Origin of the sequence: Pseudomonas sp. TWR1-1-4 (genome assembly GCF_049897165.1) — a bacterium.
GTDB lineage: Bacteria > Pseudomonadota > Gammaproteobacteria > Pseudomonadales > Pseudomonadaceae > Aquipseudomonas > Aquipseudomonas canadensis.
Window position 1 is genome coordinate 253015 of sequence record NZ_JAFCVS010000002.1, and the last position, 25535, is coordinate 278549.

Annotated in this window: 24 protein-coding genes; 11 read left to right on the forward strand and 13 right to left on the reverse strand. The window is 61.0% G+C overall.

What is annotated here, in order from left to right:
• The first annotated feature begins 4 nt into the window (after positions 1 to 4).
• The gene (locus tag ACP7C6_RS05890; protein WP_033902889.1) at positions 5 to 778 is read left to right on the forward strand and encodes an enoyl-CoA hydratase; all 774 of its coding nucleotides are present in this window, start codon (positions 5 to 7) and stop codon (positions 776 to 778) included.
• A gap of 161 nt (positions 779 to 939) precedes the next feature.
• Here the strand turns inward: ACP7C6_RS05890 and ACP7C6_RS05895 are convergent, their stop codons facing one another.
• The 11 genes from ACP7C6_RS05895 to arnC form a co-directional block, all read right to left on the reverse strand.
• Complete coding sequence (locus ACP7C6_RS05895) at positions 940 to 2091, reverse strand: acyl-CoA dehydrogenase family protein (RefSeq protein WP_426108408.1); 1152 nt, start codon at positions 2089 to 2091, stop codon at positions 940 to 942.
• Positions 2092 to 2094: 3 nt separating this feature from the next.
• Positions 2095 to 3198, reverse strand: coding sequence for an enoyl-CoA hydratase/isomerase family protein (locus ACP7C6_RS05900; protein WP_308907439.1), 1104 nt, complete (start codon positions 3196 to 3198; stop codon positions 2095 to 2097).
• Between the two features lie 141 nt (positions 3199 to 3339).
• Positions 3340 to 4050 carry an HPP family protein gene (locus ACP7C6_RS05905; protein ID WP_323623640.1) on the reverse strand — a complete coding sequence of 237 codons (711 nt, stop codon included), beginning with the start codon at positions 4048 to 4050 and terminating at the stop codon, positions 3340 to 3342.
• A 192-nt stretch (positions 4051 to 4242) separates the two neighbouring features.
• Positions 4243 to 5865, reverse strand: a complete 1623-nt coding sequence (locus tag ACP7C6_RS05910; RefSeq protein WP_426108409.1) for an ArnT family glycosyltransferase — start codon at positions 5863 to 5865, stop codon at positions 4243 to 4245.
• Between the two features lie 3 nt (positions 5866 to 5868).
• Positions 5869 to 7248, reverse strand: coding sequence for a UDP-glucose dehydrogenase family protein (locus tag ACP7C6_RS05915; RefSeq protein ID WP_028616173.1), 1380 nt, complete (start codon positions 7246 to 7248; stop codon positions 5869 to 5871).
• A complete protein-coding gene (gene arnF / locus ACP7C6_RS05920; RefSeq protein WP_308908865.1) occupies positions 7245 to 7646 on the reverse strand; it encodes a 4-amino-4-deoxy-L-arabinose-phosphoundecaprenol flippase subunit ArnF in 402 nt (133 codons plus the stop codon). The genes ACP7C6_RS05915 and arnF overlap by 4 nt, the downstream gene beginning before the upstream one ends.
• On the reverse strand, positions 7643 to 7990 hold the full coding sequence (gene arnE, locus ACP7C6_RS05925; protein WP_028616171.1) for a 4-amino-4-deoxy-L-arabinose-phosphoundecaprenol flippase subunit ArnE: 348 nt from the start codon (positions 7988 to 7990) through the stop codon (positions 7643 to 7645). The genes arnF and arnE overlap by 4 nt, the downstream gene beginning before the upstream one ends.
• Positions 7987 to 9642, reverse strand: coding sequence for a lipid IV(A) 4-amino-4-deoxy-L-arabinosyltransferase (gene arnT, locus ACP7C6_RS05930; RefSeq protein WP_426108410.1), 1656 nt, complete (start codon positions 9640 to 9642; stop codon positions 7987 to 7989). The genes arnE and arnT overlap by 4 nt, the downstream gene beginning before the upstream one ends.
• On the reverse strand, positions 9639 to 10523 hold the full coding sequence (gene arnD / locus ACP7C6_RS05935; RefSeq protein ID WP_068933140.1) for a 4-deoxy-4-formamido-L-arabinose-phosphoundecaprenol deformylase: 885 nt from the start codon (positions 10521 to 10523) through the stop codon (positions 9639 to 9641). The genes arnT and arnD overlap by 4 nt, the downstream gene beginning before the upstream one ends.
• Positions 10523 to 12514: a bifunctional UDP-4-amino-4-deoxy-L-arabinose formyltransferase/UDP-glucuronic acid oxidase ArnA gene (gene arnA / locus ACP7C6_RS05940; protein WP_236321567.1), complete on the reverse strand. Its 1992-nt coding sequence runs from the start codon at positions 12512 to 12514 to the stop codon at positions 10523 to 10525. Before arnA ends, arnD begins: the two co-directional genes overlap by 1 nt.
• Entirely contained in the window at positions 12511 to 13545 is a 1035-nt protein-coding gene (gene arnC / locus ACP7C6_RS05945; protein WP_068933143.1) for an undecaprenyl-phosphate 4-deoxy-4-formamido-L-arabinose transferase, read from the reverse strand. The genes arnA and arnC overlap by 4 nt, the downstream gene beginning before the upstream one ends.
• Before the next feature lie 412 nt (positions 13546 to 13957).
• Here arnC and ACP7C6_RS05950 point away from each other — a divergent pair, with 412 nt between their 5' ends.
• Positions 13958 to 14770: a M949_RS01915 family surface polysaccharide biosynthesis protein gene (locus ACP7C6_RS05950; protein ID WP_068933144.1), complete on the forward strand. Its 813-nt coding sequence runs from the start codon at positions 13958 to 13960 to the stop codon at positions 14768 to 14770.
• A 108-nt stretch (positions 14771 to 14878) separates the two neighbouring features.
• Positions 14879 to 15793 carry a site-specific integrase gene (locus ACP7C6_RS05955; RefSeq protein WP_016975660.1) on the forward strand — a complete coding sequence of 305 codons (915 nt, stop codon included), beginning with the start codon at positions 14879 to 14881 and terminating at the stop codon, positions 15791 to 15793.
• 177 nt (positions 15794 to 15970) lie between these two features.
• Here ACP7C6_RS05955 and ACP7C6_RS05960 read toward each other — a convergent pair whose 3' ends face one another.
• Positions 15971 to 16828 (reverse strand): SDR family oxidoreductase, encoded by an 858-nt coding sequence (locus tag ACP7C6_RS05960; protein ID WP_028616165.1) that lies wholly within the window; start codon positions 16826 to 16828, stop codon positions 15971 to 15973.
• A gap of 184 nt (positions 16829 to 17012) precedes the next feature.
• On the opposite strand from ACP7C6_RS05960, the gene ACP7C6_RS05965 reads away from it, so the two are divergent.
• The 8 genes from ACP7C6_RS05965 to ACP7C6_RS06000 all read left to right on the forward strand — a co-directional run bounded on the left by ACP7C6_RS05965 (position 17013) and on the right by ACP7C6_RS06000 (position 24234).
• Complete coding sequence (locus tag ACP7C6_RS05965; protein ID WP_028616164.1) at positions 17013 to 17768, forward strand: GntR family transcriptional regulator; 756 nt, start codon at positions 17013 to 17015, stop codon at positions 17766 to 17768.
• Positions 17765 to 19495 carry a fumarate reductase/succinate dehydrogenase flavoprotein subunit gene (locus ACP7C6_RS05970; protein WP_122685052.1) on the forward strand — a complete coding sequence of 577 codons (1731 nt, stop codon included), beginning with the start codon at positions 17765 to 17767 and terminating at the stop codon, positions 19493 to 19495. The genes ACP7C6_RS05965 and ACP7C6_RS05970 overlap by 4 nt, the downstream gene beginning before the upstream one ends.
• A gap of 114 nt (positions 19496 to 19609) precedes the next feature.
• Positions 19610 to 19855: a 4Fe-4S dicluster domain-containing protein gene (locus ACP7C6_RS05975; RefSeq protein ID WP_028616162.1), complete on the forward strand. Its 246-nt coding sequence runs from the start codon at positions 19610 to 19612 to the stop codon at positions 19853 to 19855.
• Positions 19856 to 19973: 118 nt separating this feature from the next.
• On the forward strand, positions 19974 to 21380 hold the full coding sequence (locus tag ACP7C6_RS05980) for an ABC transporter substrate-binding protein (RefSeq protein ID WP_426108411.1): 1407 nt from the start codon (positions 19974 to 19976) through the stop codon (positions 21378 to 21380).
• 1 nt (position 21381) lies between these two features.
• Positions 21382 to 22158 (forward strand): ABC transporter permease, encoded by a 777-nt coding sequence (locus ACP7C6_RS05985; RefSeq protein WP_426108412.1) that lies wholly within the window; start codon positions 21382 to 21384, stop codon positions 22156 to 22158.
• Positions 22158 to 22988: an ABC transporter ATP-binding protein gene (locus ACP7C6_RS05990; protein ID WP_426108413.1), complete on the forward strand. Its 831-nt coding sequence runs from the start codon at positions 22158 to 22160 to the stop codon at positions 22986 to 22988. Before ACP7C6_RS05985 ends, ACP7C6_RS05990 begins: the two co-directional genes overlap by 1 nt.
• Positions 22985 to 23929, forward strand: a complete 945-nt coding sequence (locus ACP7C6_RS05995; RefSeq protein WP_068933155.1) for a HEAT repeat domain-containing protein — start codon at positions 22985 to 22987, stop codon at positions 23927 to 23929. Before ACP7C6_RS05990 ends, ACP7C6_RS05995 begins: the two co-directional genes overlap by 4 nt.
• On the forward strand, positions 23926 to 24234 hold the full coding sequence (locus tag ACP7C6_RS06000; RefSeq protein WP_068933156.1) for a DUF971 domain-containing protein: 309 nt from the start codon (positions 23926 to 23928) through the stop codon (positions 24232 to 24234). The genes ACP7C6_RS05995 and ACP7C6_RS06000 overlap by 4 nt, the downstream gene beginning before the upstream one ends.
• Here ACP7C6_RS06000 and ACP7C6_RS06005 read toward each other — a convergent pair.
• Complete coding sequence (locus ACP7C6_RS06005; RefSeq protein WP_122685063.1) at positions 24204 to 25412, reverse strand: multidrug effflux MFS transporter; 1209 nt, start codon at positions 25410 to 25412, stop codon at positions 24204 to 24206. The two genes, ACP7C6_RS06000 and ACP7C6_RS06005, sit on opposite strands and share 31 nt — an antisense overlap.
• Between the last annotated feature and the right edge of the window lie 123 nt (positions 25413 to 25535).

Here is a 25535-nt window from a genome sequence, read left to right on the forward strand (position 1 = left end):
ATACATGAGTTACGAAACCATTTTGCTCGACGTCCAAGGCCGCGTCGGGCTGATTACCCTCAATCGCCCGCAAGCCTTGAACGCTCTCAACGCGCAACTGGTCAGTGAATTGAACCAGGCACTGGATGGCCTGGAAGCCAACCCGGAAATCGGTTGCATTGTGCTGACTGGCTCCAAGAAAGCCTTCGCCGCCGGTGCCGACATCAAGGAAATGGCCGAGCTGACCTACCCGCAGATCTACCTTGATGACCTGTTCAGCGACAGCGACCGCGTGGCCAACCGCCGCAAGCCGATCATTGCCGCCGTCAACGGGTTTGCCCTGGGTGGCGGCTGCGAACTGGCCTTGATGTGCGACTTTATCCTGGCAGGCGACGGCGCCAAGTTCGGCCAGCCGGAAATCAACCTCGGCGTACTGCCGGGCATGGGCGGCACCCAGCGCCTGACCCGTGCCGTGGGCAAGGCCAAGGCCATGGAAATGTGCCTGACCGGGCGTTTTATCGACGCGGTAGAAGCCGAGCGCTGCGGGATCGTCGCGCGTATCGTCCCGGCTGATGAGCTGTTGGAAGAGGCGCTGAAAGTCGCGACTCTGATTGCTGGCAAGTCAGTGCCTATCAGCATGATGGTCAAGGAAAGCGTGAACCGTGCGTTTGAAGTGAGCCTGTCGGAAGGCGTGCGCTTTGAGCGCCGGGTGTTCCATGCAGCGTTCGCGACGCAGGATCAGAAGGAAGGCATGGCGGCGTTTGTGGCCAAGCGTGCGCCTGAGTTCAAAGACAAGTAACCTGACCACCGTGCCTCTGTAGTGAGCGGGCTTGTCCCGCGCTGGGGGGCGAAGCCGCCCTAAAACCAAACGCCGCGTTCTTTCAGACAGAATGCGGCGTTTTTGTTGGGGCGGCTTCGCCCCCCAGCGCGGGCGGTGCGACGATTCGACAAGCCCGCTCACTACAGTTGGTAGTGCTTGAGTTCGCGAGCAATCACCATTCGCTGAATCTCGCTGGTCCCCTCGTAAATCTGCGTGATCCGCGCATCCCGGTAGTAACGCTCCACCGGGTAATCCTCCAGATACCCATACCCGCCATGAATCTGCATCGCTGACGAGCAGACCTTCTCCGCCATTTCCGAGGCAAACAGCTTCGCCTGGGAAGCTTCCGACAGGCACGGTTTGCCGGCACTGCGCAGTCGTGCAGCATGCAAGATCAACAAGCGTGCGGCATTCAGCTGGGTTTGCATGTCGGCCAGCAGATTGGCCACGCTCTGGTGCTCGATGATCGCCTTATTGAATTGCACGCGGTCACGGGCATAAGCCAACGCTGCCTCAAACGCCGCACGGGCGATGCCCAGCGCCTGGGCGGCAATGCCGATGCGTCCACCTTCCAGGTTGGAGAGGGCAATTGCCAGGCCTTTTCCGCGCTCACCCAACAGGTTGGCCTCGGGCACTGTGCATTGGTTGAGGGTGACGGCGCAGGTGTCGGAGGCGCGAATGCCCATTTTGTGTTCGGTGCGGTCCACCACGAATCCCGGTGTTGCGGTGGGCACCAGGAACGCCGAGATGCCTTTTTTGCCCAGCTCGGGGTCGGTCACGGCAAATACGATTGCCAGTTTGGCGCGCTTGCCGTTGCTGACGAATTGCTTGGCGCCAGTGATCACCCACTGACCATCACGCAATTCGGCGCGGGTGCGCAAATTGTGAGCTTCGGAGCCGGCCTGGGGCTCGGTCAGGCAGAAGCAGCCGATGGCCTGGCCGCTGGCGAGGTCCGCCAGCCAAGTCTGCTTCTGTGCCTCTGTGCCGTAATTGAGGATCGGCCCGCAACCCACTGAATTATGGATACTCATCAACGCGCCCGTGGCGCCGTCGCCGGCAGAAATCTCTTCCACAGCGAGGGCGTAGGCGACGTAATCGACGTAGGTGCCACCCCATTCTTCAGGCACCACCATGCCCAGCAGACCCAGTTCGCCCATCTTGGCGACCAGGGCGTCGTCGATCCAGCAGGCTTTCTCCCAGGCTTGGGCGTAGGGCGCAATTTCGCCACGGGCAAAGTCGCGCGCCATGTCGCGGATCATTACTTGTTCTTCTGTATATTCAATGTCTTGCATGGCTTAGTTCGCAACCTGCTCGAAGTGTTGAAAGAAGCTTTCTACATGACTAAGGGAAAGCCCATGCAGGGTGGGTGGGTTCCAGCGCGGGGCCTTGTCCTTGTCGATGATCAGCGCACGCACGCCCTCAATCAGATCGCCACGTTCGAACCATTGGCGGTCCAAGTGCAATTCCAGGGCAAAACACTGCTCCAAAGGCAGGCGGCGGCCGCGACGTAGCATTTCAAGGGTAACGGCCATGGCCAGGGGGGAGCGGGTCTGCATCAGGTTGGCGGTGGTCAGCGCCCATTCGTGGCTGTCAGCCACGGTGACCTGTTGCAGTTGCTCGACAATGCTCGGCACATCCGGCAGCGCAAAGAAGTGGTCGATAGCGGGACGCAAGGCAGCCAGTGGCGCGTCGGGCAGTTGCTGCACGGCCAGCTTGGCGAGCACGCCTTGCAGATCCTTGAGCGGCGAGTCTTGCCATTGCAGGCGATCAAGCTTCTGGTCCAGGTCGGCCAGCTTGTTGCTTTCAAGGTACCAGTCCGCCAGCCCGCAGTAGAGCGCGTCGGCTGCGCGGATCTGCACCCCGGTGACGCCCAGGTAAATCCCCAGCTCACCCGGAATACGCGGCAGGAAGTAGCTGCCGCCCACGTCAGGGAAATAGCCGATGGCCACTTCCGGCATCGCCAGGCGGCTGCGCTCGGTGACCACGCGCAAGTCGGCGCCTTGCACCAGGCCCATGCCACCGCCCAGGACAAACCCATCCATGAGTGCCAGTACCGGTTTGCGGTAATGGTGGATGGCCAGGTCCAGTGCGTACTCCTCGACGAAGAAGTCCTGGTGCAGGCTATCGCCGTTCTTGAAACTGTCGTACAGCGAACGGATATCGCCGCCGGCGCAGAAGGCTTTTTCACCGGCGCCGCGCAAGACCACGGCGTACACCTGTGGGTCATCGGCCCAGGCCTGCAGTTGGGACGTCAGGCTGCGCACCATGTTCAAGGTAATAGCGTTCAAGCCGGCGGGGCGGTTGAGGGTGAGGTGGCCGATGTGGTTACGGACCTCGGCGAGGACTTCGTCCTGAAGTGTTTCTGCGTGGCTTGCCTCGGATGAAACCTGAGCAGTCATCGATAACTCCCTGCTTTTATTGTTCTTTATCAAGATGTTCGCGGACGAACCATCTCGCGATCGTACCAGTGCAAATTTGCCCAGTACAACCATGAATCATGCAGGTTGTTTTTGCATTTATGCAGGGAGTGGACGATGGCTTCAAGGCACCCGGCTGGCCAGTACTTCAGCGATGCTGCGGCGGCGCGCGTGGGTTTCTGCGGCGTGGATCAATTGTTCCAGCTCCGTAGGCTCCACGTCGTAGAATTGCTCCATTTCAGCCAGCGCCAGCTTCAAGTCGGCGGCAGTGATTGCAGGGTCTCGTCCGGCCTGCGGACGATTGAGAATAGCCGGCGGGAATTCGGCAGCGCCTTTGGGATAACGCGTGCGCGTCGCGTTGTTGTAAGCCAGTGCGCAGGCCAGCAAGGCGCTGGCGCCGAGCAACACGGCGCCCAATTCATACCAACCCAGAGCGGCGGAGGCAGGGTCGGCCAAAACCAGCGTCATGGCCAATCCACCGGCCGGGGGGTGCAGGCAACGCAGCCAGCACATCAGCACCACCGTCATGCCCGCTGCCAGGCAGGCGCCGCCCAGGGAGGGACCCAAGACACGAGCTACCAGCAGCGCAACCACACCCGCACACAGATAGCTGCCGATGATCGACCAAGGTTGCGCCAATGCACCGGACGACACGGCGAACAACAGCACCGCCGAAGCGCCGAGGGGGCCGAGCAGGTGCAACGCCACCTCCATGCCAAATACTTGGGAACACAACCAGACACTGAGCAGGGTGCCCAAGGCCATGCCGATGGCGGCGCGGCTCCATTCAGTGGGGCGGGTATTGATAGCAGCGGGGAACCAGCGAGCGAGCATTGAAAGGGGATCCATAAACAGCGGGCAAAAAAAAGGCTTGTCTGGTTGCCCGGAAAAGCCCTTTGAAAGTTCCAACATTTGGGGGAAGGAACTCATGCAGTGTGCCGACCTAGGAAGGATGGCGCCAATGCATATTGATGCAGGTTGAGTGCAAAAATAATGAATTGAATGCCGGCACTGCCGGTGCAGTGGTCAAGGTTGCGGCGCTTTGGCCAAGTGCAGCAGTACGTAAGGGTTGCGGTCAAACTCACCGACCAGGGTCGGGGTAAGGGTGCGAAAGCGCGGGTCCTGCAAGCCTTCGTAATCCGCTTGACTCATCACCAACCAGGCTGGCCCCTGGATTGGCTTCAGCTCGGCTTCCAGCTGGGTAAACATCGGCACTTGGTCGCAGTCGAGGTTGACCATGTATTTGATCGCCTTGGCGTCTTTGCCCAGGCCGTGCAACACCACCGGTGCCTTTTGCTGCATGACGTGCTCATGCACTTGCAAGGTAAAGGTACGGGTGTCATAGACACTGCGTTCCAGCGGTTCGACCACCAGGATATAAGTGGCCCATACCGCCAGTACGCCTGCAAAAGCCGGTCCGACCGTGCGCAATTGAGTTTTGAACAGCGCCAGCAACGCCACTAGCTGCAGCCCGCCAAGCACACCGAACACCCAGCCCAAATGGCTCAATTGTTCCGGGTAGCGCGGCCGCGCGAAGAGCAACCCGGCTATCAACAGCGTCGGCAACAACGTCCAGATACCGAGCATCAACCCACGCAACCCGGCAAACAGCCGCCCATGTGCCACCTGGAACGGATACGCGGCAATTATCGCCGCCATGGGCAGCATTGGCAGTACATACCGCGCTTTTTTCGCCTGGGGAATCGACAAGCCGAGCATCACCAGCAGACCCGCGGCGGCGCAGTACCACACCAACTGCAATGCCGGTCCCGGCACCCGGCGCCCACTGATCACCATAGCCAACAGCACCAGCACAGCCATCGGATACGCCAGGGCATAGTTGCCCAGGGAGCTCGTGAAGTAATACAGCACGCCGCTGGAGCCTTCGCTGCCATCCATGCGCCCGAGGAACTGCATGCGGATTACGTCCTGCATGAAACGCTCGCCGCCGCTCAGTTTAGCCATCAGCAATAACAAGCCGACGCACGCCACCAGCAATGCCAACGCGATCAAACCAAAGCTGAACAGTTGCCGCCATTGGCGGTTGATCAGGTAATAGCTGCACAGCACGCCAGTGGGAATGACCAGCCCGATCGGCCCACGTACCGCAAAGCCGAGAATCAGCAGCAGGTACAACCAATGCAGGCGTTTACCTGCACCGAAGTGGTCGTGTGCATACCCCAGGTAGAACACCGCCAGGGCGATCGCCGCCAACATCTGGTCGAGGGACACCGCACGGGTTTCGCTGATAAAACTGCTGCTTAGCAACAGCATTGCGATGCTCAATAGACCCCAGCGCTGGGAGTAGGGTGCCGTCAGGCGATACACCAGGGTGACAATCGACGCCGAGGCAACGGCCGTAGGCAGCCAGGCAGTAAAGCGGGTGACCTCGCCAAACGGCAACGACACCAGCCACGTCATCAACGTCGACGTGGCCAGGTAATCCGCATAAGGCTGGCCGTAGGTGGTTGGGAAGAAACCAGGCCCATGGCGCAACATTTCCTGGGCAAACAGCACGAAGCGGGAGTCGAAGCCGATGATTGCCTGGTGCCAACTGCCGGCTATGAATAGCAACAACGCCAGCAATCCCAAACCGAGGGATTGGCGGCGGACCGTTGGATTTAACAGGGACGGTTGAGCTTTGTTCACGTATCAGGCTTCCACAACCTGCGGCAACCATTGTTGCTGCGGAATCGGCAACTGGCAGGAGTCGCCACGGCCGATCGGGTAGTACTGGAAGCCTTTGCGCGCCAGGCGCTCGCCGTCGTAGAGGTTGCGGCCGTCGAAGATTACCGGGGTTTTCAGGCGTTGGTGGATCAAGTCGAAGTCCGGCGCCTTGAACTGCTGCCATTCGGTGCAGACAATCAGCGCATCGGCGCCACCGAGGGTGGATTCCGGGGTGCCCATCAGCATCAACCGTGGATCATCGCCGTAGATGCGCTGGGTTTCCTGCATGGCTTCGGGGTCGAACGCGCGCACGTTGGCGCCGGCGGCCCACAAGGCTTCCATCAGCACACGGCTGGGCGCATCACGCATGTCATCGGTGTTCGGCTTGAACGCCAGGCCCCACAGGGCAAAGGTTTTGCCGCGCAGGTTGCCCTTGAAGAACGCATTGATGCGTTCGAACAGCTTGCTCTTCTGGCGCTGATTGATGGCTTCCACCGCTTCCAACAGGTCGCTGGAGCAGTTGGCCTGCTTGGCGCTGTGGATCAGGGCACGCATGTCCTTGGGGAAGCACGAACCGCCATAACCGCAGCCGGGGTAGATGAAGTGGTAACCGATGCGTGAGTCGGCGCCGATACCAAGGCGTACGGCTTCGATGTCCGCGCCCAGGTGCTCGGCCAACTCGGCGATCTGGTTGATGAAGCTGATCTTGGTCGCCAACATGCAGTTGGCGGCGTATTTGGTCAGCTCGGCGCTGCGCAGGTCCATGAAGATGATGCGGTCATGGTTGCGGTTGAACGGGGCGTACAGGTCGCGCATGACCTCGCGTACTTCTTCACGCTCGCAGCCGATGATGATGCGATCGGGGCGGCGGCAGTCGGCCACGGCTGAACCTTCCTTGAGGAATTCCGGGTTGGACACGATATCGAACTCCAGGTGCCGGCCAGCCAGGTGAAGGGCTTTTTCGATATGCGCGCGCAGGGTATCGCCAGTGCCGACGGGCACAGTGGATTTTTCCACCAGGATCACCGGTTCCTTGCGATGACGAGCGACCGCATCGCCCACCGACAGCACGTACTTCAGGTCAGCCGAGCCGTCTTCATCCGAAGGCGTACCCACGGCGATAAACAGCACTTCGCCGTGTTCGACCGCGAGTTTCTCGTCATGGGTAAAGTGCAGTCGCCCGCTTTCCAGGTTTTCCTTGACCATCGCTGCCAGCCCCGGCTCGAAGATCGTCACATGGCCTTTCTGCAAAGACTCGACCTTGTTTTTGTCAACGTCCATGCAGATGACATCGTGACCGACTTCGGCCAATACGGTGGCCTGCACCAGACCGACGTAACCACTACCAAATACACTGATTTTCATGGGGCATTCCTGGGACTTGTAGCGCTAGCACGACGAGAGTTGATAACCAGCACACCGAGGATGACAAGCGCCACCCCCAGGGTTTTTGAAACGGAAAAATGTTCGTTGAACACCGGCAGGCTGGCAGCCAGCAGGTACACCAAGGCGTAGCTGATGCTCAACAGCGAGTAGGCGCGGCCCAGCGGCAGGTGCTTGAGCGCGCCCAACCAGCAGAGCATCGACAGCGCGTAGGCCAGGATCGCCAGGCTTACCACGCCGAGAGCGCCAAGATTGATTTGCGCACTGAGCCATTCGCTGGGCAGCGGCAAGCGCGTCATGCTCCAGCGCATGCCCAGTTGGGCGGCACTGACCAGGCCGACACTGCCCAGGGCCAAGGCAAACCCTTGAACCCGGCTCATACGTGGCGCCCCAACAACACGACACCACCGATTACCAGCGCCACGCCCAGCCAATGACGGCTGTCGATGGGCTCATGAAAGACAAACCGCGCCACCAGCGTGACCAGCACGAAGTTCAGGCTGAGCATGGGGTAGGCAATGCCCACTTCCAGGCGCTGCAACACCAGCAGCCACACCAGCAGGCCGAGGCCCAGGCACATCAGCGCCGACCATAACCACGGCGAACGCAGTTTCAGCGCCCAGCCTTCGGGCAGGTCGCGCCAACTTTCCACGGCGAATTTCTGCGACACCTGGCCCATGCAGGTCAGCAAGCAGGCAGCCAATAACAGCAGCAGGGTGATCAAGGCGTCACCTGCGGGAAGATCAGGATCACGATGTTGCCTTGCTCATAGCGCTGGCCGTCGCTGGGCAACAAAGCGATTTCGGCTCGCTCATCGTCACCTTTGACGCGCATCACCACACCGACAGTGCCTTTTTTACGCGCATCGCTCATCCACTGCTGAACCTGAGGCATATCCACCTTGTGATGCCCGGCATCCGGGTAGGCAAGGCCGTATTTGACTTCACCGACGGTGTTGTAGAGCGTCACGTCCGGCCGTGCCAGGCGCCACGACAAGGCCGAAGCGGCGCCGAGGTCATTGCTCAACAGTGCAGTGGCCGGTTGCAGTTCCTGCAGGTGATCGATGATGAATTGGTCGGGGGTCTTGTTGTAAACCACAGAGTGCGGCAGCGCGGCTGGCAACAGGGCGACCATCAGCCAACTGCCAAGCACTGGCATCGCCCACAAGCGAAGCGGCTGTGCGGCCTGCAGCAGGTTGACCAGGATCCAGCCGAACAGGAATGTGAACACCAGTACCAGGCTGAGTGTTTCCTGACCGTGTTCATACACCGGTTTTTTCAGTTGGAACCAGCTCAGCGCCAGCAGCATCACCACGCCGATGATCAGGTTCAGCCAGCCGTTGATACGCAATGCGCGGTAACGACCCTGGGCCAGCTTGTCGGCCAGGGTGCTGCCCATCAGCAACGCCAACGGCAGCAGGCACGGCATGATATAGGAGGGCAACTTGCCCTTGGCCAGGCTGAAGAACGCCAGGGGCATCAGCAACCACAGCAATACAAAGCCGGTTTGTGCGCTGCGTTTGTCCTGCCAGGCCTGTTTGAGCGTGGACGGCAACAACGCCACCCACGGCAGGCAGAACGCAACCAGCAGCGGCAGGTAATACCAGAACGGCTCGGCGTGCTGGGCATCGTCGCCGGCAAAGCGCTGGATATGTTCGTGCCAGAAGAAGAAGTTCCAGTAGTCGGGCTCTTGCAGGTGCACGGCCAGCGCCCACGGCAGGCTGACGACAATCGCCGCCACCACCGCCACCAGGCCGTAACCCAACAGCTGACGAAAACGCTTTTGCCAGATCGCATAGGGCAGGGCGATCAACACGGGAAGTAACCAGGCGAGGAAACCCTTGGTCATGAAGCCCATGCCACAGGCAAACCCCAGCAGCGCCCAAGCACCGAGCCGCCCATTGCGGGTGGTGCTGTCGAAGCAAAACCACAAGGCCACACCGGTCAGATTCACCCAGAACGTGAACTGCGGATCGAGGTTGGCATAACCGCCCAGGGCCGCCACGCTGACAAAACTCATGTACAGCACGGTGCTGATCAGGCTCTTCTGCGGGTCGTTCCACAACCGACGCGACACCAGGTACACCAACAGGATGCTCAATCCAGTGCTCAACGCCGACGCAAAGCGCACGCCGAACAGGTTCTGTCCGAAGATCGCCTGGCCCAGCGCGATCATCCAATAGCCCGCCGCCGGTTTCTCGAAATAGCGGATGCCCATGAAGTGCGGCGACGCCCATTTGCCGGTCAGCAGCATTTCCTGGCTGATCTGCGCATAACGGGTTTCATCCGGAATCCACAGGCCATGGGTAGCCAGCGGTAGCAGGTAAAACACGCCAAATGCCAACAGGAGCAGGGGCAGGGCCCAACGGCGGATCATGCCTGTTGCACTCCGAGCCAACCCTCACGGCCGGGCAAGACGCCGCGCACCAGTTGTTGCTGGGGCAGGGTAGTCAGGTCCGCCGGCAACAAGTCACCCAGCGGTTTGAAGTCGATGCCGCGCTGCCCTGCCTGGGCGAGCAACTGGCGGAAATCATTGGCCATCAGAATCCCTTCTACTTCTGCGTGGATCGTATAGACGTTGAGCTTCGACGCGGCAAAGCGGTCGAGGATGAACGTATTGAAGTCTTTGGCAGCCACCACCGGCCCGACGACTTCGTCGAAGGTAGGCAGGTCCACCGGAATTTGTGGGGTGCCCGCGCTGCCATCGGCCAAGGTTGGACGAAACAGGCTGGTGCCCCGGCAATCACTGTTGTAGCGGAAATTGAAGCCTTGCTTGGCTTGCACCACGCGCTCGTCGGCACGCCAACCGGCGGCGGCCGAACAGTCGATGCGCTCGCCGAGAATGTCGTTCAAGGTGTCGACGCCACGGCGGATCTGTTCGACCAGCTGTGCTTCGCTCCAACGCCCGGTGTTGGCCTGCCAGCCGTGGTGGTCCCACGCATGCAGGCCCACTTCATGCCCGGCGGCCTTGGCCTGGCGCATCAAATGCCCTAGGTCACGGCCGATCGGCTTGCCCGGCCAGGCGGTGCCGGCCAGCAAGATGTCCAGGCCATACAGCCCGACGGCGTTGGAACGCAGCATCTTCCACAGGAACTGCGGGCGGATGAGGCGCCATAAGTGGCGCCCCATGTTGTCCGGCCCGACACTGAAGAAGAACGTCGCTTTTACCCCGGCTTCATCCAGGGATTCGAGCAACCGTGGCACACCTTCACGGGTGCCTCGGTAGGTGTCGACGTCGATTCGCAAGCCTGCCTGCATTACTTTTTGTCCGCTATTTCAAGCATGGCTTCACGCAGGAAGAAATCCAGCGTGTTGCCGATGGTTTCGCTCATTTCAACGGTCGGCTCCCAATTCAGCAGGCGCTTGGCGTTTTCGATGCTTGGCTTGCGGTGGGCCACATCCTGGTAACCAGTGCCGTAGAACGCCTTGCTTTCTACATCGCGGAAACCAGCGAACGGCGGGAAGTTGCCACGCAGCGGGTGAGCTTCGAACTGACGCAGCAATTCTTCGCCCAACTGACGGATGCTGGCTTCGTTTTCCGGGTTGCCGATGTTGATGATCTGGCCGTTGCACGCGTCGTTGTCGTTATCAATGATGCGCGCCAGGGCTTCGATACCGTCGGCGATGTCGGTGAAGCAACGCTTCTGCTCGCCACCGTCGAACAGGCGGATCGGCGTGCCTTCCACCAGGTTCAGGATCAACTGGGTGATGGCGCGGGAGCTGCCGATACGCGCGGAGTCCAGGCGGTCGAGGCGCGGGCCCATCCAGTTGAACGGACGGAACAGGGTGAAGTTCAGGCCTTTGGCGCCGTAGGCCCAGATCACGCGGTCCAGCAGTTGCTTGGAAACCGAGTAGATCCAGCGCTGCTTGTTGACCGGGCCGACCACCAGGTTGGAGGTGTCTTCATCGAAGTACTGGTCCTGGCACATGCCATAGACTTCGGAGGTCGACGGGAAAATCACGCGCTTGTTGTACTTGACGCAGTAGCGCACCAGCTTGAGGTTTTCTTCGAAGTCCAGCTCGAACACGCGCAGCGGGTTACGGGTGTATTCGATCGGCGTGGCAATGGCCACCAGCGGCAAGACCACGTCGCATTTCTTGATGTGGTACTCGATCCACTCGGTGTGGATGCTGATGTCACCTTCCACGTAATGGAAGTTCGGGTGGCTGCGCAGGCGCTCGATGGCATCGGAGCCGATGTCCAGGCCATAGACTTCGTAGCGGTCGTCACGCAGCAGGCGCTCGGACAGGTGGTTACCGATAAAACCGTTCACACCCAGGATCAGCACGCGGGTACGGCGTGGCTTGCGGCCGGACTCGGCGCCGCGCAGCACGGAACCGTCGACCAGGCCCAATTCGTTGGCCAGGGAAGGACCGGCCAGATACAGACCGTTGTCGTTGCGCTGGCCGAACTTGACCACCAGGGAGTCTTCACCGCAAGCAATGCGCAGCGGGTTGACGCTGATCACGCGGCCTGGCGCCAGGCCTTCGTTGCCCTTGACCACTTCGGCTTGCCACACGATCAGCTTGTGCTCACCCACGGCGCAGAAGGCACCCGGGTACGGTTGTGTGACGGCGCGGACCAGGTTGAACAGTTCTTCAGCCGGTTTCTTCCATTCCAGCTTGCCATCGGCAGCGGTGCGGCGACCAAAGTAGGTGGCCTGGCTTTCGTCCTGGGCAGTTTCAGCCAGCTTGCCTTGGGCCAGTTGCGGCAGGGCGTCGCGCAGCAGGTTGCTGGCGGCGTCGCGTAGTTTGGCGTGCAGGGTCAGGCCGGTGTCGTTGCGCTCGATGATGACTTTCTGCTGGGCCAGGATCGCGCCGGCATCGGCACGCTTGACCATGCGGTGCAGGGTCACGCCGGTTTCGGTTTCGCCGTTGACCAGTACCCAGTTGGCCGGGGCACGGCCACGGTATTTCGGCAGCAGCGAGCCATGCAGGTTGAACGCGCCTTTGCGCGCAGTGGCCAACAGGGGCTCGCTCAGCAGGTTGCGGTAGTAGAACGAGAAAATGTAGTCAGGGTTCAGCTTGGCGATGCGCTCGATCCACAGCGGGTGGTTGGCGTCTTCCGGCGCGTGCACGGGGATGCCGTTACGTGCGCACAGTTGGGCAACGGAACCATAGAAATTGTTTTCCTTCGGGTCGTCGGCATGGGTGAACACAGCAGCAATTTCGTAACCGGTGTTGAGCAGCGCTTCAATGCCTGCACAACCAATGTCGTGGTACGCGAATACAACAGCTTTTGAACTCATGATTGGACCTGATCAGCAGAAGAAGTAGAGGTATGGGAAGACACCAGGCCGTCGACGACGACCACGGGAGCCGGTGCTGCCGGTTGGTTGCGCAGCACTTTTTCGATAAAGAAGCGTGGGCGGGCGCGCACGTCGCTGTACATGCGGCCCAGGTATTCACCCAAAAGGCCCATGCCGATGAACTGGCCGCCGGTGAACACGAACAGCACCGCGAACAGCACGAACAAGCCGTCGCCGGCCCAGTCGGCACCAAAGGCCAGGCGCATGACGATCAACGCCAGGGCAAACAGCATGCCCAGCGCCGCCAGGCTAAAGCCGACGATGGAGAGCAGGCGCAGCGGGGTGGTGGTCATGCAGGTCAGCAAGTCGAACATCAGGCTGATCAGGCGCATGGCGCTGTATTTGGATTCGCCGTGTTCACGCTCGGCGTGGTGCACCAGGATCTCGGTGGTGTGGCGGGCAAAGCCGTTGGCCAGGATCGGGATAAAGGTGCTGCGCTCGCGGCAGGCCAGCATCGCATCGACGATGGTGCGGCGGTAGGCGCGCAGCATGCAGCCATAATCGGTCATGGCCACGCCGGTGGAGCGCTGCACGGCCAGGTTGATCAGGCGCGAAGGCCAGCGGCGGAAGGCCGAGTCCTGGCGATTGTTGCGCACGGTGGCCACCACGTCGTAGCCGAGGGCGGCTTGCTCGACCAGGCGCGGAATTTCTTCGGGCGGGTTCTGCAGGTCGGCGTCAAGGGTGATCACCACTTCGCCCCGGCACTGCTCGAAACCGGCCATGATCGCCGCATGCTGGCCGTAATTGCGGTTGAGGATCACCGCCACCACGTTGCTGCCGTCTTCAGCGGCGGCGTCTTCCAGCAGTTGGGCCGAATTGTCGCGACTACCGTCATCCACCAGGATGATTTCGTATTCGTAGGCCAGTTGCTTGCAGGCTGCCGTGGTGCGGCGCAGCAATTCAGGCAGGCTCTCTTGTTCGTTGTAGACCGGGATAACGATCGACACGCAATGAATAGGGTAGGGTTTCAAAGATTCATGACCTCGGGGTTAGAGCAACTTGGCGCGTGGCAACAGCAGCAATCATTGGGCGAAAGTCCAGGCCGCAGGTTAATAAACGGCGCTAAAGATGAAGCGTAATCAAGAGGTTAGACGATATAGCGCGGTTTGCTATGAAGTGCTGTCTTTAAGATTAAGCGTAAAAATGTGGAACAGATATGAAAGGCAGATGAAAAACTCGTTTATTTGACAGGTAGACAGCTAGGGTTCAGCTAAGCAACTAACGGCGCGTCGGCTTTAGTTAGTAAGCGAAATAGGAACTGGCTGTAGGACGATTGGTTCAACTTGAGCGCCTACGCTCCACCCTCGAATTTTAGTGAAGAATCTTCTCTGCAAGGCGCCCCAAGTGCCGGTAAAGTAAGCCGTCTCTTGCCAGGGTGATCGGATGAATAGCGTGCAGCTTTTACGTGGCCAGTTGCGGCCAGTGTTGATGGGTTTGTTGTTGAGCGTGGCGTGTATCACCACCGTGCAAGCCGACGACGGGGTCGCGCTCACGAGCATCGACCAGGTACCGGACGGGGTGGAGGTGCGTGGCAAGCAGATCGCCGCCTATACCTGGGACGACAAGCAAGGCAAGAACCTGCTGGTGCTCGCCGAGCAGGTCAGCGAGCGTGACGACGACGGCACTCAGTCGGCTTTTGTGTACGCGGCCCAGTATTTGATCGATGGCAACCGCCCCAAACGCGTGTGGATGCTCTACGACGATGTACAGCACTGCGAATTCGACGCCTCGTTGCGCTTCGACCGCGCTGCGACCAAGGTCACCGACCTGACCGGCGATGGTATCACCCAGGCCACCGTGGGCTATTCGCGCACCTGCACCAGTGATGTCAGCCCCAATGAATTCAAGCTGATCATGCATGTCGGCAAGTCGCAGAAGTATCGTTTGCGCGGTGTCGACCGGGTCGGTGCGGCCTGGTGGGACGAGGAGGCCGGCGCCTTGCGCGGCATGCCGTTGCCCAAGGATTGCAGCGTGGCCGGGCAGCAGGCGCTGGTGAGCCAGTACAAGGAACAGGGCACCGAGCTGCCGTTGCCCGGTTGCTACGGCGACGAGAAGGACTTTGCCAAGGCCCCCGAGGCCTACCTGGCGTTCATGCGCCAGCACTGGTTCGCGCTGATGCAGAAGCAAGACAGCGACTGGAGCCAGGCCCAGGTCCAGCCGCAGGACTCTTCCGAAGATGACGACACGGCCCCGTGATTTTGTGCCAGGGCCGGTCCTGGGTTAGACTCGGCCTTCGCCAATTCACTAAATACCTCGATTAAACAAAGGCTTGCTCGGGGTATTTAAGCCAAAGGCTAATGTATCTTGACTGAGTCTATCCGCAACCCGCTGACCCTTTACCTCACTCGTCTGGCGCCCTCCAGCCAATTGACCATGCGCTACGTGCTGCAAGATGCGGCCGACCGCCTGGGCTTCGAGGACATCAACCTTGAAGACATCGACTGGCACCTGCTGCAACCCGAACACGTGATCGCCTTGGTTGCCGCCTTGCGTGAGGATGGCTATGCGCCGAACACCTCATCGCTGTACGTCAATGCGGTGCGTGGCGTAATGAACGAAGCCTGGCGGATGAACTTGATCAGCCAGGAACACCTGTTGCGCATGCGCACCGTCAAGGCTGCGCCGGGCACACGCTTGAGTCAGGGTCGCAACTTGCGGCGCAGTTTGATCCGCGAAATGATGGAAGTCTGCGCCGCCGACCCACGCCCGCAGGGCCTGCGCGATGCGGCGGTGATTGGGATTCTCTATGGTTCCGGCATGCGCAAGTCGGAGTCGGTCAACCTCGACCTGGCCCAGATCAATTTCGAAGAACGCAGCTTGCGCGTGATCGGCAAGGGCAACAAGGAGTTGATCAAGTACGCGCCGGATTGGGCGTTCGCCAAGCTGCAGGCGTGGCTGGCGTTTCGCCGCGAACAGCTCAAGGAAGGCGAGCAGGACGACAGTTTCCTGTTCAACCGCATCCGCCGTGGCAGCCATATCACCCGTGAACGCATCACCAAGCATGCGATCTACTACATCGCCCGCCAGCGTGGCGAACAGGTAGGGGTAAAGATCATGCCCCATGACTTTCGCCGCTCATTCATCACGCGGGTGATTGAGGAGCATGACCTGTCGATCGCGCAGAAACTGGCACACCACACCAATATCCAGACCACCGCCAGCTATGACGTGCGCGACGACAATGAGCGGCGCCGGGCGGTGGACCGGTTCGATCTGTAGTACTGGCCAACACTATCCCTGTGGGAGCCTGGCTTGTCCGGGATACAGCCACCTCGGTATCTCAGTTGTACCGAGGTGATGCAATCGCCGGCAAGCCAGCTCCACCTTTGGATCGCAGAGTTACAGTAAGAGGGCAGCCGCCTTCGCAGGCAAGTCTGCTCCCACAGGGGGCACGGATTAGAGGATCGGCTTGCCGCCAGTCACCGCATATCGCGAGCCCGAGATGTAGCTGGCTTCATCCGAGGCCAACAGCACATAGATCGGCGCCACTTCCACCGGTTGGCCCGGACGCCCCAGCGGGGTTTCGCTGCCGAAGCCCTGCACGTCCTCATCCGGCATGGTCGCCACAATCAGCGGCGTCCAGATCGGCCCCGGTGCCACACTGTTGACCCGAATCCCTTTGCTACCGAGCAACTGCGCCAAGCCACCGGTGAAGTTGGCGATCGCGCCCTTGGTGGCGGCATAGGCCAGCAGCGTCGGCTTGGGCATGTCGGAGTTGACCGAGCTGGTGTTGATGATCGAACTGCCGGCCTTCATATGTGGCAAGGCCGCCTTGCAGATACGAAACATCGCCGTGATGTTGATATCGAACGTCTTCACCCATTCCTCGTCCTCGATGTCCTCAAGGGTCTCGTGGGTCATCTGGAACGCGGCGTTGTTCACCAGCACGTCGATGCGGCCGAACTGCTCGACGGTTTTGTCCACCAACGACTGGCACACGCTTTTCTGCGCGATGTCACCGGGCAGCAACAGGCACTGGCGACCAGCCTCTTCGACCCAGCGTGCGGTTTCCTGGGCATCTTCATGCTCGTCCAGATAAGCGATGGCCACGTCGGCGCCTTCACGGGCAAAGGCGATCGCCACGGCGCGGCCGATGCCGCTGTCGGCCCCGGTGATCAGCGCGATCTTGTTGGCGAGCCGGCCGGAGCCCTTGTAGCTTTTCTCGCCGCAGTCGGGGTACGGGTCCATTTTTTTCTGCGCACCTGGGACGGCTTGGGCTTGAGGGGCGAAGGGCGGGCGAGGATAGTCAGTCATATCAATCTCCATAGCAGTGCAAAGGGGCTATGGGGTTAGTAGTGACATGCCGGGCGATAGTTGTGACGGATGCCGCCGAAGCCCGACGAGTGGTTGGCTTTAAGCTTATGCATAAACGGTATTTCCACCGCCGCCATTAGACTTCTTAAGATCACGTCATAACTCGTTATGACAAGTGAACTTGATGAACGATTCCAGCCTCTCTCCACTGTCCAGTATTCCCCTGCATGCCCAACTGCGCGACCTGTTGCGCAGTCGCATTCTCGACGGCGAATACGCGCCCAACACCCAAATGCCCTCAGAAAGCGAGTTGGGCACGCGCTTCAACGTCAGCCGCATCACCGTGCGCCAGGCATTGGGCGATCTGCAAAAAGAGGGCTTGATCTACAAGATTCATGGCAAAGGCACGTTTGTGTCCAAGCCCAAGGCCTACCAGAACGTCAGCACTTTGCAGGGCCTGGCCGAATCCATGACCGAACGCGGCTACGAAGTGATCAACCGCTTGCGCAGTTTTCGTTTCGTGCCAGCCGACAAGCAGGTGGCCGAGCGCCTGGGCGTGGAGGAGGGCACCGTGGTTGCGCAGATCAAGCGGGTGCGCCTGATCAACCGAGAGCCGGTGTCGCTGGAAATCACCTACCTGCCGCAACCCCTCGGCGAGCGCCTGGAAAAGGCTGACCTGGTCACCCGCGACATCTTCCTGATCCTGGAAAACGACTGCGGCCTGCACTTGGGGCATGCGGATGTGGCCATCGACGCCGTGCTGGCCGACAGCGACCTGACCCAGGCGCTGAATGTAGAGCCAGGCTCGCCGATCATGCATATCGAGCGCCTGACCCACACCGCCGACGGCCAGCCGGTTGACTTTGAACACCTGTATTACCGTGGCGACGCCTTCCAGTATCGCCTGCGCATCGACCGTGAACGAGGAAGCCGCCCGTGAGCCGCACAACCCTGGAGCTGGAATACGACATCGTGGTGATCGGCGGCGGTACGGCCGGGCCGATGGCGGCGATCAAGGCCAAAGAAGCCAACCCGGCGCTGCGTGTGTTGCTGGTGGACAAGGCCAACGTCAAGCGCAGCGGTGCGATCAGCATGGGCATGGACGGACTGAACAACGCGATCATCCCCGGCCACTCGACGCCGGAGCAGTACACCAAGGAAATCACCATCGCCAATGACGGCATCGTCAATCAGGCGGCGGTGTACGCCTACGCTACCCACAGTTTCGAGACCATCGAGCAACTGGACCGCTGGGGCGTCAAGTTCGAAAAGGACGAGACCGGCGACTACGCGGTGAAAAAGGTCCATCACATGGGCGCCTATGTGCTGCCAATGCCCGAGGGGCATGACATCAAGAAGGTGCTGTATCGCCAGCTCAAGCGTGCGCGGGTGACCATCACTAACCGCTTGGTGTGCACACGTTTGCTGACCGACAGCGAAGGGGCAGTCAACGGCGTGATGGGCTTCGACTGCCGCACGGCCGACTTCCAGGTGATCAAGGCCAAGGCCGTGATTCTGTGCTGCGGCGCGGCGGGCCGGCTGGGCCTGCCGTCGTCGGGTTACCTGATGGGCACCTATGAAAACCCCACCAATGCCGGCGACGGCTACGCGATGGCCTATCACGCGGGCGCCGAACTGGCGAATCTGGAGTGCTTCCAGATCAACCCGTTGATCAAGGATTACAACGGCCCGGCCTGCGCCTATGTTACCGGTCCGCTCGGTGGCTACACCGCGAACAATAAGGGCGAGCGCTTTATCGAGTGCGACTACTGGAGCGGCCAGATGATGTGGGAGTTCCATCAGGAGCTTGAAAGCGGCAATGGCCCGGTGTTCCTCAAGCTCGACCACCTGGCCGAGGAAACCATCCAGAACATCGAGACCATCCTGCACAGCAATGAACGGCCGAGCCGTGGCCAGTTTCATGCCAATCGCGGCACCGATTACCGCAGCGACATGGTGGAAATGCACATCTCCGAAATCGGTTTTTGCAGCGGGCATTCGGCCTCCGGCGTGTGGGTGAATGAGCGCGCGGAGACGTCGGTGAAGGGCCTGTATTCGGCCGGGGACATGGCGGCGGTGCCGCATAACTATATGTTGGGCGCCTTTACCTACGGCTGGTTCGCTGGCACCAACGCCGCCCAGTATGTGGTGGAAAAAGACTTCAGCGCGGTGAATGCCGAGCAGGTCGCCGCCGAACAGGCCCGTGTCTACGCGCCGCTGGACCGTGAAACCGGCCTGCCCCCGGCCCAGGTCGAATACAAGCTGCGCCGCTTCGTCAACGATTACCTGCAACCGCCCAAGGTCACCCGCAAGATGGAAATCGGCCTGCAGCGCTTCAGCGATATCGAGCGCGACCTCGACCAGATGAAAGCCCATAACCCCCACGAACTGATGCGCGCCATGGAAACCAGCGTGATCCGTGACTGTGCCGAAATGGCCGCCCGCGCCTCGTTGTACCGCGCCGAAAGTCGCTGGGGCCTCTACCACCATCGCGTCGATCACCCGCTGCGCAATGACGCCGACTGGTTCTGCCATTGCCACCTGAAAAAGGGCGATGACGGGCAGATGGTCAGCTTCAAGAAACCCGTGGAACCCTACGTAATTCCACTGGACGCCGAAGAAATGCAAGCCTACGACCGCCTGCGCGTGGGGGCTGATGCTGCTTGAAGCTCAATCTCTTGTGAACGGGCTTGTTGTGGTGAGCGGGCTTGCCCCGCTCACCACAGAAGCCCGCTCACCAAAACAATCAGCACAACCACAAAGTGCTAAGGACACCGTGAAATGGCCTACCAACCCCAGGAAATATTCTTTCGTTCCAACGCGCCGGTGACGATAGACGAAGACAAGTGCATCGCCGAAAAAGGCTGCACGGTGTGTGTCGACGTGTGCCCGATGGACCTGTTGGCGATCAATCCCGCGACGCAGAAAGCGTACATGGCGTTCGACGAATGCTGGTACTGCATGCCCTGCGAAAAGGATTGCCCCACAGGCGCAGTCAAGGTCGAGATCCCGTACCTGCTGCGCTGAGCGTTACGACTCCAAGCTATCCGCCATCACCGGACGCCACTGCCATACCCCTCGTTTCCCACCGTGCCTGATCACGGCGGAGACGATCCTATAACCATGATTCGAGGGGATACACCCAATGTTCTTGCGCGCAACCTTCACCAGCCTGGTGCTGGCTTCCATCAGCCTGTCGGTACAGGCTGAAACCATCCGGGTGGCCATCGGCACCCAGGACACCACTATCAACTGCGCCGCCGGCGGCTTGCTGATCCGGGAGTTGGGGCTGTTGGACAAGTACTTGCCCCACGATGGCAAGTACAAGGATGCCACCTACGATATCCAGTGGAAGAATTTCACCAGTGGCGCACCGTTGACCAATGAAATGGTGGCCGGCAAGCTGGACTTCGGCGCCATGGCGGACTTCCCCGGCGCATTCAACGGCGTGGCGTTCGAGGGCGCGGGCAAGCACAGCCTGTTTATCAGTGTGCTGTCGGGCAATATCAAGGGCAGTGGCAATGGCATCGTGGTGCCTATCGAGTCCAGCGCGCAGTCCTTGGCGGACTTGAAAGGCATGACCATTTCCGTACCGTTCGCCTCCACCGCCCACGGCATGTTGCTGCGTGCGGTCGCTGCGCAAGGCTGGGACCCGCTCAAGGACGTGAACATCATCGCCCAGGCGCCTGAAGTGGCCGGATCGGCGTTGCAGGCCAATAAGATCGACGCGCATGCCGACTTCGTGCCGTTTGCCGAGCTGTTTCCCAACCGTGGGTTCGCCCGCAAGATCTACGACGGGTCGCAGTCCAACACGCCCACCTTCCACGGCGCCCTGGTGGATGAAAGCTACGCCCGCCAGTACCCTGAAGTGGTAGTTGCTTACCTGCGAGCCAGTATCGAAGCCAATCAGCTGCTGACGGCAGAGCCTGAGAAATACAGCGAGCTGATCGAGAAAGTTACCGGCGTCGAGGCTGAGGTCAACTACCTGTTCCATGGCCCGCTGGGCGTGCAAACCCGTGACCTGAGCTGGAAGCCGGAATACCGCCAGGCCGTCGGCACCGCCATCGACACCCTCAAGCTGCTGAAAAAAGCCGACCGTGGCCTGGACCTCAATACCTTTATCGACGACCAGTACCTGCGCGCCGCCTTCAAAGCGTCCGGCCTGGACTATCAGGCACAGCTGGGCAACTACGCCCAGAGCCCGCTCAAAGCCAACGACGCGTTGACCGGCAAGCCGATCACCGACTGGAAACACGTGGCGCAGATCTGGGTGAAAGGCGAGCCCAAGGTGCGTGACTACGCGTCGGCTGAATCAGCCTTCAGTGCGTTGGCCCGTTTGAAGAAGGACGGCAAGGACGTGCGTGCGGTCTACGCCCAGGCCGAAGACAGCGGCATCAAGCTGCTCGCCAACCAGGCCTGGTTCGCCAGTGATCGCCAGGGCAAATTGAGTGCATTCCTGCTCAAGGGCCAGGCCCAGCAATTCGCGGATGCCCAGGGCGGCCAGGTGTTCGATTTCACCAGCGCCGGCGCCCAGGCCGTGGTCGGTCGCTGATATGTCGACCTATCGCTGGCTGCCGCGCGCGGCCTCATTGCTGGTGTGCCTGCTGTTCTGGCAACTCGCTGCCAGCCATCACTGGAACCTGTGGCTGGTGACCTTTGCCAACGTGCCCACGCCGGGCGCCGTGGTCGAGGCGGCGCTGGGCCTGGTGGATTCGGGCAAGCTGGCTCAGCACCTGAGTGCCAGCCTGACCCGGGTGTTTGAAGGCTACCTGGCGGCGGTGCTGGTGGGCGTTGGCCTGGGCATCGCCATCGGCCGCTCGAAATGGGCTGAAGATGTGCTGCTACCGCCCCTGGAAGTGATCCGCCCGATTCCGGCGGTGGCCTGGATACCTTTGGCAATCCTGATGTTTCCGTCGTCAGAGCTGTCCATGGTGTTCATCACCTTCACCGGCGCGCTGTTTCCGATCCTGCTCAACACCGTGCATGGCGTCGAAGGTGTCGACCCCCGGCTGATCGCTTCGGCGCGCAGCCTGGGGGCAGGGCGCGGCGCGATCCTGCTGGAGGTGATTGTGCCGGGGGCCGCGCCGAGCATCATCACCGGCCTGGCCATCGGCATGGGCACGTCGTGGTTCTGCCTGGTGACGGCGGAGATGATCTCCGGGCAGTTCGGCATCGGCTATTACACCTGGGAGTCGTACACCATCCAGAACTATGCCGACATTGTGGTCGGCATGTTGTTGATCGGCGTGCTGGGCATGGGCAGCAGTTGGCTGGTCAAGCGCCTGGGCACGGTATTCACCCCTTGGCATCGCCCGGGAGGTAAAGCCTGATGGAAGGACGTATAGCAATCAGCGGATTGTCCATTGTGCTCGGCGAGCGTGATCAGGCATTCGAGGCAGTCAAGGCGTTGGACTGCGACATCGAGCCGGGGCAATTTGTGTGCATCCTGGGGCCGTCGGGCTGTGGCAAGTCGACCTTGCTCGGCGCGTTGGCCGGACATCTGGTGCCTAATCAGGGCAGCTTGCAGATGGATGGGCAGGCGGTGGTCGGTCCGTCCCAGCAGCGCGGCATGGTGTTTCAGCAGCACACGTTATTCCCGTGGCGCACCGTGCGTGAGAACGTCGCGTTCGGCTTGAAAATGCGCGGCGTGAGCAAGACTGAACGGCTGGCGGCGGCGGATGAGATCTTGGCGTTGGTCGGGCTGGAAGGCTTCGCCGAGCGTTGGCCGAACCAGCTTTCCGGCGGCATGCAGCAGCGTGTGGAAATCGCCCGTGTGCTGGTCAATCGACCACGCCTGTTGCTGATGGATGAGCCGTTTGGCGCACTGGATGCGCTGACCCGCATGAAGATGCAGGCCTTGTTGCTGGATATCTGGACGCGCATCCGCACCACTGTGGTGTTTGTCACCCACGATATCGATGAGGCGCTGTTCCTGGCCGATCGCATCCTGGTGATGAGCCCACGGCCGGGTCGCATCATCGAGGATTTTCAGCTGGACTTTCCGCGCCCGCGCCACACCGAACTGATGACCACCCCCGAATTCACTCTCCTCAAGCGTCATTGCTTGGCACTGCTGCATCATGAGGATGGCCGCCAGTTGCCACGGCTGAACCCGCTCGGGTTGCCCACCGATCATTCAACACCGCGATTTGCCATATGACCTATAACCTGGAAATAGAAGCCCTGCGCCCACGTCTGCAAGCCTCGGACGCCGGCATGCGCCGCATTGCCCTGATCGACCTGGCTGATCTTGAAGACCCCGACGGTTTGGAATGGCTGGTGGACAGCCTGCGCAACGACCCCAGCATAGAAGTGCGCGCCCAGGCCGCGACCTTGCTCGAAGCCTGGGAAGACGGCGAAGTGGTACAGGCCTTGTGTGAAGCCCTCACAGATACCGAGTACTCCGTGCGCGACGCCGCGGCGCAAAGCCTGAGCGTATTGAAGACCATCGAGGCGGGCAGGGTGCTATTGCCCTGGACCGGACACACCGATGCCAGCGTGCGCACCGCCATCTTCCGTGCTCTGCGCGAACTGCGCCTGGAAGCCGCTGCGCCGGCGGCCTTGCTGGCGTTGATGGATGCTGATGCGGGTGTCCGCCGTGAAGCGGTGGGTGTGCTGGGTTGGCTCAAACATCTACCTGCGCTTGAGGCGTTGGCCGCCTTGGCCAGCAGCGATCCCGACACCGAAGTCCGCCGCGCGGCTACCGGCGCACTCGGCTTGGCGAGTGATGACCTGGTCTTACCGGCGTTGCACCAAGCGTTGCTGGACCCGGCGTGGCAAGTGCGCGAGGAAGCCGCGACCACCTTGGGCAAAGTCGGTAGCCGCAATGCCGGGGATGCGCTGGTCGGCGCGCTGGCCGATGAGTATTGGCAGGTTCGTCTGCGTGCGACTCGCAGCCTGGGCCGGTTACGGTATTTACCCGCACTGGACGCCTTGGTCCAGACCCTGGGCCATAGCATCAGCAACCTGCGCAAGGAAGCCGCTCTGGCACTGGGTGAGCTGGGTGATCGTCAAGCACTGACGGCCTTGCGCGATGCCGCCGACGATGGCGATCCGGAAGTGCGCAAGGCCGTGCGGATTGCCTTGGCGCAACTGCAATGACCGCCGCGCCGCACGCCATTGGCAAAGGCCGCGACGGTCGACTGCGCCTGGAGTGGATGGAAGGCGCGCAGTGGATTAACCACGCACGCCTGCGCCGCGAATGCCCGTGCTCCCAATGCCAGGCGTTGCGGTTGCGGGGCAGCCAGCCGTTGGTGTCGGAAGCGGTGAGGGTGGTGCAGATACACCCTCAGGGTTATGGCGTACAACTGGTGTTCAGCGATGGTCACCAGCGCGGGATTTATCCCTGGGCGTATTTGGCCGGGATGGGCAGCGATCAGGAGGAGGGCGGTGCGCTGGCCAAGTGAGCCGGCAGGCGGCGCAAGGTCCACAGCGTGGTGAGCATTGCGGCGATGGCGCACAACGCAATGCCAACCAGCATCGGCGCTGGCGTGTGATCCGCGAACACACCGATCACCGTCATGGACACGGCCGCCGTGATCATCTGGATCGCCCCGAGCAAGGCTGACGCAGAGCCGGCTACCGCGCCGTGGTCCTCCAGCGACAAGACGCCCGCCGCCGGTAACAGCAAACCGAGAAAACCGAAGCCGATAAACAGCAACGTCATCATCAAGGTCAGGCTGTCGACCCACAGCGTCGTGACCGCCAGCACCGCCATAACCGCCGCCACGGCCACCACCGACCAACGAATCAGCGGCGCCAGGCCAAAGCGTGCGCTGAGGCGTGCAGTGAGTTGGCTCATGGCGAAGAACGACGCAGCGTTCACGGCAAACCCCAGGCTGAACTGCGTGGGTGTCAGGCCGTAATGCTCGATGTACACGAATGGCGCGCTGCCGATAAACACGAAAAACGTCGCCAAGCCGAACCCGCACACCACCGACAAACCGATAAATACCGGGTCACGCAGCAACGCACCGTAGCTGCTGAAGGCGTTGCCCAGAGTCTTGCCCAAGCGCCGTTCGGCCGGGTGAGTTTCCGGCAGTTGTACGATGGTCATCACCAGGCACGCCACTGCGAGCACCGCCAGCACAGCAAACACTTCGCGCCAACTCCACAGCGAAATCACCAGGCTACCGGCGAGCGGCGCAAGAATCGGAGAGACACTCATCACCAGCATCAGCAACGCCATGAGTTTCGCGGCTTCATGCCCGGTGTACAGGTCACGCACGATGGCCCGTGGAATCACCATGCCCGCGCACGCACCGAACGCCTGCAGGGCCCGAAAGGCGATCAGTGATTCAATGTTAGGCGCCAATGCGCAACCGACACTGGCCACGGCAAAAATCACCAGGCCGGCATAAATCGGCGGCTTGCGCCCGAACACATCACTGATCGGGCCGTAGAACAACTGGCACACGCCGACGATGACAAAAAACACCGTGAGGCTCATCTGCACCAACGCCGGCGAGGCGTGCAGGCTCGCGCCCAGGGTCGGCAAGGCCGGCAGATAAATGTCGATGGCGAAGGGGCCGACGGCGGTGATCAAGCCCAGCAGCAGGGCCAGGCGGGCGATACTTCGAGACATGGGCAATTCCGGGCGGAGCAAACAAAGGTCGGCCAGCTTAAGGGATCTGCGCAGATCCGCAAACTTAGGCTTCAATAAACAGTATGGATGGCCGATAACATGAGCAGCGGGGCTTCTACGGTT